The sequence below is a fragment of the Streptomyces colwelliae genome, assembly GCF_048158785.1.
Lineage (GTDB): Bacteria > Actinomycetota > Actinomycetes > Streptomycetales > Streptomycetaceae > Streptomyces.
Map to the genome: position 1 here is coordinate 1 of NZ_JBLTJC010000882.1, position 661 is coordinate 661.

The window sequence follows — 661 nt, forward strand, 5'->3', positions numbered from 1 at the left end:
GTGAGGGGTAGCTCCGGCTGACCTTGGGCCTCCCCGACCGTGACACCATCTCCTACGTGCTCGACATCGGCTACGCCCTCTCCAACCGCTTCCCCGACCCCCCGCAGACCGATTACCGGCGCGCGGACGTCCACGCGCTGCGGCACGACCTGTTCTGCGGTGACGTCTATCTCGCCGACACCAAGGCGGACCGGGAAGTGGCCACGGCCTGGGGGTGGGTACCGGTGCTCGACTTCGCGTGGGCGTTGTGCGACATCGTGGAGCGGATCGACGAGGACCCGGCGGGGTCGCGGGCGGCGCGGCCGCAACGCGCGGAACTGGACTTCACCGAGTCCACCGACCGGATGCTGTTCGAGCGGCGGTTCGGGTGGGTGGATGTCGAGGCGGACTGGATGCGGCGGGACGAGGAGGCGTTGACCTTCTCCCACTCCGAACTCCGGCGTGAGGCGCGGGACTTCCTGCACGATCTGATCGCCGACCTCGTTGATCTCCACGAGGAGCTGGGCGAGAACCCGGCGATCTGGACGTTGCAGGCGAAGTTCCCCAGGGTGCCCTGAGCTACCCCGTGCCCTGAACTTCCTTGTCACCCTGAACTGATGGCGCCGTCCCTGGGGGCTACGCCCCCAGGGACGGCGCCATCAGTTCAGGGTGACAAGGAAGT

The 661-nt window shown here is 67.9% G+C and carries 1 protein-coding gene; it reads left to right on the top strand.

Annotated features, from left to right (window positions below; genetic code table 11):
- The first annotated feature begins 56 nt into the window (after window positions 1–56).
- Window positions 57–557 (top strand): hypothetical protein, encoded by a 501-nt coding sequence (locus ACNFOC_RS54975; protein WP_416966393.1) that lies wholly within the window; start codon window positions 57–59, stop codon window positions 555–557.
- The last annotated feature ends 104 nt before the right edge of the window (window positions 558–661 follow it).